General features: G+C 29.1%; 11 protein-coding genes. 1 reads left to right on the top strand and 10 read right to left on the bottom strand.

Translation table 11 applies throughout. The features are described 5' to 3' along the window. Window positions 1-106 precede the first annotated feature (106 nt). The 7 genes from ACWW38_RS12435 to ypeB form a co-directional block, all read right to left on the bottom strand. On the bottom strand, window positions 107-451 hold the full coding sequence (locus ACWW38_RS12435; protein ID WP_456257870.1) for a hypothetical protein: 345 nt from the start codon (window positions 449-451) through the stop codon (window positions 107-109). A gap of 241 nt (window positions 452-692) precedes the next feature. Further along, entirely contained in the window at window positions 693-2,294 is a 1,602-nt protein-coding gene (locus ACWW38_RS12430) for a CTP synthase (protein ID WP_456257869.1), read from the bottom strand. A gap of 176 nt (window positions 2,295-2,470) precedes the next feature. Further along, window positions 2,471-2,758 carry a ribose-5-phosphate isomerase gene (locus ACWW38_RS12425; RefSeq protein WP_456257868.1) on the bottom strand — a complete coding sequence of 96 codons (288 nt, stop codon included), beginning with the start codon at window positions 2,756-2,758 and terminating at the stop codon, window positions 2,471-2,473. A 135-nt stretch (window positions 2,759-2,893) separates the two neighbouring features. Beyond that, a complete protein-coding gene (locus ACWW38_RS12420) occupies window positions 2,894-3,310 on the bottom strand; it encodes a DUF1934 domain-containing protein (protein ID WP_456257867.1) in 417 nt (138 codons plus the stop codon). A 14-nt stretch (window positions 3,311-3,324) separates the two neighbouring features. After that, window positions 3,325-4,308: a tRNA 4-thiouridine(8) synthase ThiI gene (locus tag ACWW38_RS12415; RefSeq protein WP_456257866.1), complete on the bottom strand. Its 984-nt coding sequence runs from the start codon at window positions 4,306-4,308 to the stop codon at window positions 3,325-3,327. A gap of 27 nt (window positions 4,309-4,335) precedes the next feature. Beyond that, the gene (locus ACWW38_RS12410; RefSeq protein WP_456257865.1) at window positions 4,336-5,367 is read right to left on the bottom strand and encodes a D-alanine--D-alanine ligase family protein; all 1,032 of its coding nucleotides are present in this window, start codon (window positions 5,365-5,367) and stop codon (window positions 4,336-4,338) included. A 500-nt stretch (window positions 5,368-5,867) separates the two neighbouring features. Then, the gene (ypeB, locus tag ACWW38_RS12405; RefSeq protein WP_456257864.1) at window positions 5,868-7,235 is read right to left on the bottom strand and encodes a germination protein YpeB; all 1,368 of its coding nucleotides are present in this window, start codon (window positions 7,233-7,235) and stop codon (window positions 5,868-5,870) included. 170 nt (window positions 7,236-7,405) lie between these two features. Here ypeB and ACWW38_RS12400 point away from each other — a divergent pair, with 170 nt between their 5' ends. After that, window positions 7,406-8,584 (top strand): MGDG synthase family glycosyltransferase, encoded by a 1,179-nt coding sequence (locus tag ACWW38_RS12400; protein WP_456257863.1) that lies wholly within the window; start codon window positions 7,406-7,408, stop codon window positions 8,582-8,584. 41 nt (window positions 8,585-8,625) lie between these two features. Here ACWW38_RS12400 and spoIIR read toward each other — a convergent pair whose 3' ends face one another. The 3 genes from spoIIR to ACWW38_RS12385 all read right to left on the bottom strand — a co-directional run bounded on the left by spoIIR (window position 8,626) and on the right by ACWW38_RS12385 (window position 11,845). Next, a complete protein-coding gene (spoIIR, locus tag ACWW38_RS12395; RefSeq protein ID WP_456257862.1) occupies window positions 8,626-9,273 on the bottom strand; it encodes a stage II sporulation protein R in 648 nt (215 codons plus the stop codon). A gap of 288 nt (window positions 9,274-9,561) precedes the next feature. Continuing rightward, the gene (locus tag ACWW38_RS12390; protein WP_456257861.1) at window positions 9,562-10,746 is read right to left on the bottom strand and encodes a Ger(x)C family spore germination protein; all 1,185 of its coding nucleotides are present in this window, start codon (window positions 10,744-10,746) and stop codon (window positions 9,562-9,564) included. Then, window positions 10,736-11,845, bottom strand: a complete 1,110-nt coding sequence (locus ACWW38_RS12385; RefSeq protein WP_456257860.1) for a GerAB/ArcD/ProY family transporter — start codon at window positions 11,843-11,845, stop codon at window positions 10,736-10,738. Before ACWW38_RS12385 ends, ACWW38_RS12390 begins: the two co-directional genes overlap by 11 nt. Window positions 11,846-11,860 lie beyond the last annotated feature (15 nt).

Genomic DNA, 11,860 nt, shown 5'->3' with positions numbered 1-11,860 from the left:
AGATTATAACCTATTTTTTATTTTTTATCTACTTTTTAATTTTTAAAAAAGTAAAAGTAGTCTGTGTCTATAATAGTACCCCCAGCCTACTTAAAATATACATATATCATATCATTGCGTATATTTTTCTATTTACTTCTTTATACTTATTTATCTTATCTTCAACTTTCTCAGTATTACCTATAAAGAATAAGGGCAATCCTATTTTTTCACATCCACCAATTATCATACTTCTTTTAATAAAATCACTTATATTATAAACATAGTGATGATACTCTCCACATATAGGACATATAATTTTAATTTTAATCTCTTTATTTTTTAATTTTTCACATTCTATATTATTAAAAAATTTATTTATATTAGCTATTTCAAATACCGATAGTCTTTTTATATCATATTGCCCAAGAGAATTCTTAAAAGCAGCGGTAATTAAAGTATCTATCAACACCTTTGTTTTTCCTCCTTTTCATTTGGAGCGTTATCGTATCTCTAATTTATTAAATTCTATATTTATATTTTATTTCCTTCTAATTAGAATAATAAATTTTTATTAACTACAAATATTCTAATTATATATATTCCTTATACATTGCGGATTACAAAATAAAAAGCTATGTTTTAAAGATTGTTGATTTCATTATAATGATAAATTATACAAATCAACAATTTCATAAAACATAGCCCTGATTTTATTTATTTTCCAATGCAGCTTTTATAAAATCTCTAAATAGAGGATGAGGTCTGTTAGGCCTTGATTTAAGTTCTGGATGGAATTGAGTTGCAACAAACCAAGGATGATCTTTAACTTCTACTATTTCAACTAATCTATCGTCAGGACTTAATCCAGTAATACTTAAGCCTGCTTCTGTAATTCTCTTTCTATATTCATTATTAAACTCATATCTGTGTCTATGTCTTTCATAAATTACTGGCTGCCCATAAGCTTTAAATGCATTTGAATTTTCATCCAATTTGCAAGGATACAATCCTAGTCTCATTGTTCCGCCCTTTTCATCTATATCCTTCTGATCAGGCATTAAGTCAATTACAGGATGGCTGCTATTTTCATTTATTTCTGAACTATTTGCATCGCTATAATTTAAAATGTTTCTAGCAAATTCTATAACAGAACACTGCATTCCAAGGCATACTCCAAGAAAAGGAACTTTATTGACTCTTGCATATTTTATAGCTTCAATTTTTCCTTCTACTCCTCTATCTCCAAAACCTCCTGGAACTAATATTCCATTCACATCTTTTAAGTAACTTTCTACATTTTCCTTAGTAACATGTTCCGCATTAATCCATTTGATATTAACGCTAGCGTTATTAGGTATTCCTCCATGATTTAAAGCCTCCACCACGGAAATATAAGCATCATGAAGTTCTACATATTTACCAACAAGACCGATATTTACATTTTCTTTTAGGTTTTTAATCTTATTAACCATATCTATCCACTCTGCATTATCTATCTTACTGCAGTTTAAATTTAATTTATCACATACAAGAGTATCTAAACCTTCATTGTGTAGCATCATTGGAACTTCATAAAGATCTTCTGCATCAAGGTTTTGGATAACTGCGTTAGCATCTACATTGCAGAATAGCCCTATTTTACCTTTTACATCATCATTAAGAGGTTTTTCAGTTCTGCAAACTATTATATCTGGTTGAATACCTATACTCCTTAATTCCTTAACAGAATGCTGAGTAGGTTTTGTTTTTAGCTCACCGGCTTTTCCCAAGTATGGTATTAATGTCACATGAATGAAGCAAACATTTTCTCTGCCAACTTCATATTTTATTTGTCTTATGGACTCTAGGAAAGGTAGTGATTCAATATCTCCAACTGTTCCTCCTATTTCTGTTATAACCACATCTATTTCTTTTTCTTTAGCCACTCTGTATACTCTTTCTTTAAGTTCATTTGTTATGTGTGGAATTACCTGAACTGTTCCTCCAAGATAATCCCCACGTCTCTCTTTCGACAATACAGACCAATATACTCTTCCTGTTGTAACATTGTTATTTTGGCTTAAATTTTCATCTATAAATCTCTCATAATGACCTAAATCTAAATCTGTTTCTGCTCCATCATCAGTTACAAATACTTCTCCGTGTTGATAAGGGCTCATAGTGCCTGGATCAACATTTAGATAAGGATCAAATTTCTGTATAGAAACCTTAAGTCCTCTATTTTTTAATAATCTTCCAAGTGAAGCTGCTGTTATTCCTTTTCCTAATGAAGAGACAACTCCTCCAGTTACAAATACATATTTAGTGCTCAAAAAAATTCCTCCTTCGATATATGTAAAAACTATTGACAAATAATTTATTATTGACTATAATAGAAATTACCCTATAAAATGCTATATTTGTACCTAAAAACATAATATCTATGATATCATACTTTTTTGTCTTATGCTAGACTTTTTTTGACATGTTTTTTAATTTCTTTTTTGTCCTATTCTCCAATTTCTTTTTCGACTTGGAAATATACCTGTCTAAATTCATTATTTATAAGGAATTTTTCTTGCGCTTTTCTTATATTATAATTAACAACCCTCTTATTATTTATGTAAAAATCTCTATTTATTTTCTCCATATCATCACAGTTGTACTTTTTTAATAATAAAAATAGTAGATACTTACATTCTCTATCCTTTAATATTTTATATAAATCTTCCTTCTTTATCCCTTTCATTGAACATATTATATCTATTATTTTTTCATATTTGTCTGATCTAAACATAAAATCACCTCATTTGTAATTATTATCCACTTACATTTTAATTAAACTCCTTTTTTATATATAAAATAAAAAAAGAAGAATGAAAATCTTCTTTTCACTCTTCCTTAAAACTTAATTATTACTTATAAATTTATTCTATATAGCTTTTATACCAATGTTTAGAGTAGTCTTCAATGGCGACTGGCCACTTAGACTCATGTCATAATCTACTGACACTTTTCCTCCATTTTCATTTATATCTATATCCAGCTTTTTTGTCTGTACTGATAATTCTAGAGTTCCATATGGAGTGTTATACATAGATATATTTTTATAACTGTCCTTAAATTCAACTCTAGCGTTAGTTGTTCCCATTCTTATTAAACTGAATTCATTTGGTTTAATCTTTATAGTTGTAGTAGTGCCAGCCATTCCAGATAACTCTGTTTCTTCGTAAATAGCATAATAGCAATCATTCTTTTTGTAAAATTTTCCTTGAGTAACAATCTCTATAGCCTCATCTTCATTTCCCAATTGCTTACTTGCTACAGATATAATTGCTTTTTTACTCATACATTTTCCTCTCCCTAGCTTATCATAAATTCTTTTAATTCATCTTCACTTGCGGGTTTTACTTCAATAGATTTATCATAAGCTTCACCATAATTTCCGTAAATAACCTTAAGCTTATCCTTATCTTTTCCTTTAGAATATCTTCCAGCAACTTTAGCTGCAAATTCTATATCTTTTTCTGAAGCCTCCCCTATTATAACTACTAAAGAACCATTAAAATCTTTAACTAAGAAACCTATATCTTTAGACTTCAGATATTTCTTTATTTCCTCTGTTTCTTCTCCAGTTCTTGTAGATATAATCTTTGCACCACTAGAAACTCTAAAATGTCTGCCTATCCTTAAAAGATCTATATCTCTTTGTTCAGGTTCTTCTTTATGTTGTATCAATTCTCTAAGTCTCATGGCAAAACCAGGCTCCGTTAACTTACATCCTCCCGCTGGTGATGGATAATCTTTTATTCCCCATTCTTCAGCCAGCTTCATTTGAACTTTTCTACTTCTACCTGTTATATCTAGCAATTTTTCTCTATCAACTAATCCATTAAGTTCCATTTCTGTAGGAGGTAGTGCTTTGGCACAGAGAGGTCTTAATATTTTATCAGCATAACCCGATTCTTTCTTTACTATATTTAACGAAGCTTTATTTTGAGACATAGGCCTTTGATTTAAAACTTCTCCCGTTATAATAAAGTCCGCATTATACTTTTGAAGAAGATCTCCAGCATATCTCATCATCATAGCATGACAATCTATACAAGGATTCATATTCTTCCCATGTCCATGTTTAGGCGCTTTTGTCATCTCGAAATGTTCTTCTGAAAAATCTATAATTTCTAGAGGTAGGTCTATTTGATTAGCCATCCTTATAGCATTTGAAGGTCCAAAAAAGTGTGATTTAAAGCATATACCAATAACTTCAATTCCTTGGTCCTTTATAAGCTTTGATGCCAGTATACTATCCAGTCCTCCAGATATAAGTGCCAATGCCCTTGTCATAATATTCTCCTTTCTATTCTTTTGTTACTATCTATTATTTCTTTCTACAGCAAGTTCTATAAGTTCACTTATTAAATCCCTGTACACTTTTCCATCTGCTTGCCACATTTTTGGATACATACTTATCTTTGTGAATCCTGGTATAGTGTTTATTTCATTTAAATAAACTTCTTCAGTATCTTTATCCACTAAAAAATCCACTCTTGACATTCCAGCACAATCTAAGATTTTATATATTTTTATAGCTTCTTGTCTTACAAATTTTAATTTATCCTCACTTAAATTTGCAGGAATTAACAGTTTAGATTCAGCATTTGAATATTTTGCCTCATAATCATAAAATTCATTAGCAGGGATTATTTCTCCTGGTGTTGCTGCTATTGGCTCATCATTCCCAAGTACAGCTACTTCAACCTCTCTTGCATTAATCGCTTTTTCAACCAATATTTTTCTGTCATATACTAATGCTTTTTCAAGCCCTAATTCTAATTCATTTCTATTATGAGCTTTACTTATACCAACTGATGAACCACTATTAGAAGGCTTTATGAAAACATCATAACCAAGTTTATCCTCTATAGTCTGTAATAATCTTTCTTTTTCTTTATCATATTCATGAGCATTTACAACTACATAATCTGCTTGTTTAATTCCAAAATCCTCTAGCAAGTATTTTGTGTAAACTTTGTCCATACAAACAGCAGAAGCCATAACTCCAGGTCCTACACATGGTAGTCCTACAAGTTTACATAAGCCTTGTATCGTCCCATCTTCTCCATATAAACCATGCATTACTGGAAAAACTACATCTACTCCTTTATTAAAAAGGATTTCTTGTCCATTTGGTGCTTTATAGAATTCATCTTTTTCCCAGTCACCATTCTCTATTTTATCTATAGAACCTGTATATTCAAACCATTTCCCATCTTTTGTAATTCCTATTGGGTATGGATCATATTTGCTTAAGTCAATATTTCTTAAAACTGAAGATGCTGAAACACGAGAAACTTCGTGTTCTGTTGATTGACCTCCAAAAAGAATAGCTACTTTTTTCTTCATAATTATCTCTCCTTACAACAATTTATCTGATGACTACCAACCGTAATACTCCCTCTTCTAAAGTGGGAGATAACGATTGCTACGTCCCTAGATAAGGGCTTCTAAGCTTCAGTTGGAGAAAAAACTCCATCTGAAACAAAGAATCCTCTTTATCTTCAATATAAAGCTACTAATTATTATATTTTATTTAATCAATATGTGAACATTTTACTAAAGTTAAATTAACTCACTACCGCACTAATTATATAATAATATGCTAGATATGTGAACTATAAATATTCTTAATACATATTTATAATAGCACATGTTACTATCTTTAACTATAAAAAAAGCTTCTTCATCGCTTTCACCATTAGAATTTTATAATGGAGTAATTTCATATATATTACATAAAATAAAAAGCATGAACATCTTAATATATAAAAGTCCATGCTTTTTAATATTCTAGAATAAATTACAAGAACAATAATCTAATCCTTTATTATTTGTAATAATGAGTTCTAAATAGTTAATTGTCCATTTGGAGTATTAATAATTTGAAGTATTTTCTGCTCATAACCTGTCTCTGCATTTATATATACAATGAAATTGTCATCTCTGTATTTTCCACTAAATTCATAGCAAAGCGCTTCTTTATTAGTTTCGGTAGGAACTATAGCAAGTTTTGGAGAGCTAACTTGTAGATTTTTCCCCACTTTTTCTTTAGCCTGAGTTTCAGAAATTTTAGGTTTAGGAATATCTCTTTTATCTACATGGGAAGTAAGATACTTTTCTGATTCTATACCAATTACACTGCCATCATCTAATGCTATCTTTAATTTTATCTGATCAGTATAAATAGCTACATTATCTTGATGATACACATAACTAATTGTAACTACATTGTCATATTTTATGTTATATGTAGGCTTCATATCTTTATATCCAAGTTTACTTAAATATTCAGCTCCCATGTTAATTGCCTTATTAACATCATATTTTGCAGTGGTAGATACATTTTTATTGTCTAAAAGATAGATAACTTTCCCTCCATTTTTGCTTACTTCACATGCTACATTTTCCCCTTTTCCCCTTCCCTTTAATTCAACATTAAAGCTATATGAAGGTATTCTTGTACTTTCTCCCTCTTTTTTAGTAATGTTTTGTATCTTATCTGCCCCTAATAAATTTTTTACTAAATTGCTAGCCTCTTGTTCTGTAATTTGCTTTTCTGATAGTACTCTTGGTTTTATATCTACAGTATTATCCGAAAACGGTCCATCATATATAAGAGCTGGATACTGAACTACTTGTTTTTGTAAATCGCTAAATTTACTTGAAACTAATTTATCTGCAGTCTTATCAAGAGCTTTACTTGCTTTTTTTCTTATTTCTCCCCATTTAACTTTTCCTTGATTTATGTCCTGTTGTATTTCATTTAACTGTATTAAGAGATAATCTGCTTGGCTTTTTAATTCTTCAATATTATTGTAGTCCTTATCTGTTAAGTCTTTCCCTTGGGTTGAGTTTTTAACAAGTGTATAGGAGTAATCCCCAACCTTTGCTAAGAAGTTACTTGTTCCCTCCATATACTGCTGTGATATAGGCAATGAATGTATTTTATCATTTGCTATACTAGAATATCTAAATACATTTTCAAAAGCTACTATACTCTGCTCCTTAGAACCTAAAACTGCTGATTTTGCAAGTTCACTCTTAATATTTTTGACTGAATCGATTAATTGGTACATGCTTTTAGAATATTCACCCTGCAAATAATTTCTATAATCTGTTCTCTCTAACGTCATAAGGATTGCAAAAGTGCTAGAAAAAACTACTATAATCGCCACTGCTGCAGTGTATATAAATCTCTTTCTGGCTATTTTCATAAAATTTCCTCCCCTTTATATAACCTTATATTATTTACAAATAGTATTTGTTCTAATAATTTTTGTTATACATTCTGGTTATACTATCTTTGTAAATATCTATAACTTTTATTTATTAAAATTGAAAACATAAATTTAATAAAGATTATACGAAGAGAGTGATTTTTAACATGAAAACTTTAATTTTCTCCATATCTGCAGGAGATGGTCATAAACAAACATCATTAGCGATAAAAGATTATATTTTACTTAATGATAAAAATTCTGAAGTCATAATAGTTGATACATTAAGTTACATAAGTCCTACACTAAACAAGCTAGTTATAGGAAGTTACATAAAATCTCTAAAAATTAATCCTAGTATATACGGAAGGCTTTATTATAAAATAGATTCCAGCAAAAAGTTATCTGTACTGAAGGGGTCTTCAAAACTGGGTAGATTATTTTCCTTAAAATTAAAAAAATTAATTTATGAATTTAATCCAGATATAATAATCTCCACTCATCCCATACCTACTGAAATGCTTTCTATGCTTAAAACTCGAGGAAATATGAAAATTCCCGTTATTACTATAATAACAGACTATGCAGCTCATAATTTTTGGCTGCATAAAGGCATTGATGTATATATAACACCTAATAATGACATGATTAATGAAATGATAACTAAAGGAATAGATAAAGATAAAATTTACAATTTAGGAATACCTGTTAATCCAAATTTCTTCAAAAAATACGATAAAAGCGTAACTTTAAAATCTTTAAATCTTTCTCCCATGAAATTTACTATCTTGGTAATGGGAGGAAGCTTAGGTATGGGTAGAATTATAGATTTATATAAAGAATTGGATAAAATAAAAGCTGATATACAGATAATTGTAGCTACAGGAAAAAATAACAGATTGTATTGCCAGCTTATGAAGCTAAAGTCCAATTGTTTAAAAGAAACTCGTGTTCTAAAATACACTAGAGAAATAAATAAATATATGCAAGCATGTGATGTTTTAATAACAAAACCTGGTGGAATTACAATAACTGAGGCTATGTTATCATCTATACCTCTTATACTTTTTTCTCCAATACCAGGCCAAGAAGAGAAGAACATAGACTTTTTAGTTAAAAATCATTTAGCTATTAATCTAAATGATATAGAAGAGTGTAAAAATACCATCAATACCTTAATAACTAATCCTGCATATTTACAAAAAATAAAGCGAAATTATGTAAATTACATAAAGCCTCATTCCGGAAATGATATATATAACTTAATAAACTCTTTATCCGCAAAAGATAATCTTTATGAATTTTCTCTTGATAAGAATAAGTTCTGTACATCATCAGAATCTTGACTATATGTAACACATATGCAAAAAAGTTCAAGAAAGGTATTCTATCTTTCTTGAACTTTTTTGCATATGTTTTTTATTGTTTCAGCAATTTTAAATTTAAAAACTATTTCATTTTCTTTAGACTCATTATTATCTACAATTTCATATTCTTCATTAGTTAAAACCTTTTTCATTTCTTGTTCAGTCTCTTTATAAGCAATTTCTCCTCTTGTTATATCTGTAAAACACAACGGTGGAAACATTACACACCACCAATTACGTCCTTCCCCATTGCCTATAATAACCCTATAAGCTTCATAGTTACCTTGTGGTAAAGTTATATTACCATAGCTCTTAACTGGAAAATTCTCATGAGATAATTTAGCGTCAACAGAATAGTTATAACCATTTTTCTTTATTACTTTTTTTGCTATTTCTTTTATAACTTCATTATTTTCCCCAATTATTTTTCTAGATTCTTCTATGGACTTAGATTCCTTTAGTTTCGGTGCCATATAGGCTAAAATCTCATCTCTAACCTTTAACTTTAAAGCTTGATCTTCTGTAGTATCGCTATTTGCTATAACATGAAATCTTATAAGCTTATTGGCAATAGTCTTTTGACTAGCATCAGCCTTAATATAAGAAACTCCCAATATAATTCCCAATACAATAGTTATAAAAAACATAACTGCAATAATTTTTTTCATAATACTTGTCCCCCAACCTTGTTTAGTAGTTTATATTGAAATTATCTCCATTTTTTTACCATTTATACCTATATAACTATTTATTTTATAAACTTTTTTTAAATGAAGCTATGTTTTAGAACTATGTTTTAGAAATTTCTGATGACTTACAATATGAAAAATAATTCTAGATTTAATATAATAACTGTAATCACAACTAGGCAGATAACCAAAAATTAAAGCTGTGCTGATAATAACCTCTTCTATTATTATTAAGCACAGCCTTAGAGACATAAATTCAATTAGTATCTACTTAGTTACTCCTATTCTTCTTGCTTTAGTATTTACATTTACATCTACTTCTGCATTTTTATATACCTGATTCCAATTATCTTTTACTTTCTTATATATATCAGGCTTAAACTTTTCAAGGTAATCCTTTAAACCTATGATATCAGTAGAATACTCTTTTTGTGACATTCTAGCAAGTTTTTCACATTTTTTTTCTATTACATCATTAAGATTATCTTGGATCTCTTTTAATTCTTTTTCTGTAAAAATATCTTTTTCCATATAATAACTATTTATTTGCCCTTCTATATCGATATCTATTTTAAATTTCAATTTGTTTAAATTTTTATCATCAGTTAATTTTAATTTTCTTTTTAATTCTCTTATCTCAAATTCTAAAGGATGACCGTCCCTAAATATAGTTTCTTTTCCACCTTTGATTGTCCCTTTTAGTATATATAAGGATCCCATTTCCGAAGGACTTAATGGTCTTACCATTTTGTAATCTTTTATTATGCTTAATCCTGAAAATACTATTTCATCAGGTTTTTCTTTGCTAAATTCAATGGTAGGAATTGTACAAGTTCCTCCTCCATACAGTTTCATTAAAACTTCATTTAATTTAATTGGTAAGATACTAGAATTTTTAGAACTATCATTCATAACACCAGTTATATATGCTTCTATATTCTTTTCTAGTACAGGTTTCCCTTTAGTATAGTTTTCAGCCTTACCTTTAGCTACAACTACATCCATAGTTCTATTAACTTTAGGTTGTCTATCAAAATAATCAAGAAATTCTTTTACAGTTTCAGGATACTCTAAAACTTCATCACTTAGCATAAGCAATTGTACATGTCCTGTATGAACACTTCTACTTGTTTTGGCTGCTAATTCAGTCAATGCATCCTGCATAGAAAAAGCTTTAACTTTTATAAACTGCTCTTTAGCAGTTCCTGATTTTTGAGGCCCTAATTCACTTATATCAGGAAATCCAAAACTTATATTTAATTTCTTAAATTCTTCTGATTTAATTGGCTCATTAGGCTTTACTTCTTTAAATTTTTCTTCATCTCTAATATTTTCACCAATATCTACAGCAATAGTTGAAACAAATGCCCTTCTATCTATTTCAATTTTATCCCAACATCCAGTTAAAATACAGCAACTTAAAATTAGTGGTATTATCTTCTTACACTTCATTTCTTTTTCTCCTTGAATTATTACCTCTAGTAAGGCCAGTGGCTAGGAGCACTATGGGCAGAATCCCTACAACCACAGTATCAATAAAAGGAACAAATCTTTTTCTCATATCATATACTTCAGCTATATTTTGTGGATATAAAGATAATAAATAGATAAAAGGCAATATTAATACTACTGAAATCTTTACATCTTCTAATTGAAACACATCTTTCACTATTTCTGAGACAAAATAAAGTATATTTACATAAGTTGTAAAATAAAATACTATCCAAAACACCATAACCAAACCTTCCCATCTTTCAATGAAAGTTCCTGGTATATCTACAGTCGATAAAGCTGTTATGGTTGGCCATAGTAGTTTTGAATTATAGTTGCTAGGAAATACAAATAATGTGGATAAAAAAATTACTAAATAGAATACTACGATAAAAGCTACACTTTTAAAAGCAACTTTAAATATGTCATCCTTTTCATTAACTAGAGGAAGTATCATATATATTATTCCAAATCCTATTAAGCTGTATAAACTAGATTGTGAAGCCTTTATATATTCTATAGGAGAATGAGTAAATACAGGAAATATATTTGTAAAATCAGCCTTGTGCAGCAAAAATAGTATAGATAATATAACAGGAACAAACATTAGCCAAAATGCTATCTCATTAAATTTTATTACACTTTCTATTTCCCCTCTCACAAGGAAACTGCCAACTATTATCATAAGAAATAATATAAATTCTGTTGGCGTTCTATCTAAAAGATACATTTTTATTACCTCAACAAAAGTTCTCATCTCTATAGAAATAATAAACACCCCTGCTAAAGCTATGTATATAGCCACTATCCTGCCTATAATACTTCCTAAACTATCTTCCAGCATTTCAGTCAGTCTCTTAAATTTATTTGCTTTTGCAGCTTTACATAAAATATATAAAAAAGGAAGTAAAATAATCCCACTTAATATTATTACAAACCATCCATCAGTTCCAATTTTTTCAGTAAGTACTCTAGGGTATGAGAATAGAGAAGTTCCTACTACAGTCACAACAATAGTTACAAATAAATCATATCTACTCATAACATTTTTTTTGCTCATATATTTATCTCACCA

This window comes from Clostridium sp. JNZ J1-5, assembly GCF_053901425.1.
Note: the sequence above shows the minus strand (reverse complement) of the source record. Positions and strands in the feature narration are given on the sequence as shown.

Coding starts and splice junctions, on each gene's coding strand:
- ACWW38_RS12390 (WP_456257861.1), bottom strand. CDS start 10,746: ATGAAGTGTAAGAAGATAATACCACTAATTTTAAGTTGCTGTATTTTA.
- ACWW38_RS12410 (WP_456257865.1), bottom strand. CDS start 5,367: ATGAAGAAAAAAGTAGCTATTCTTTTTGGAGGTCAATCAACAGAACAC.
- ACWW38_RS12420 (WP_456257867.1), bottom strand. CDS start 3,310: ATGAGTAAAAAAGCAATTATATCTGTAGCAAGTAAGCAATTGGGAAAT.
- ypeB (WP_456257864.1), bottom strand. CDS start 7,235: ATGAAAATAGCCAGAAAGAGATTTATATACACTGCAGCAGTGGCGATT.
- ACWW38_RS12400 (WP_456257863.1), top strand. CDS start 7,406: ATGAAAACTTTAATTTTCTCCATATCTGCAGGAGATGGTCATAAACAA.
- ACWW38_RS12415 (WP_456257866.1), bottom strand. CDS start 4,308: ATGACAAGGGCATTGGCACTTATATCTGGAGGACTGGATAGTATACTG.
- spoIIR (WP_456257862.1), bottom strand. CDS start 9,273: ATGAAAAAAATTATTGCAGTTATGTTTTTTATAACTATTGTATTGGGA.
- ACWW38_RS12425 (WP_456257868.1), bottom strand. CDS start 2,758: ATGTTTAGATCAGACAAATATGAAAAAATAATAGATATAATATGTTCA.
- ACWW38_RS12385 (WP_456257860.1), bottom strand. CDS start 11,845: ATGAGCAAAAAAAATGTTATGAGTAGATATGATTTATTTGTAACTATT.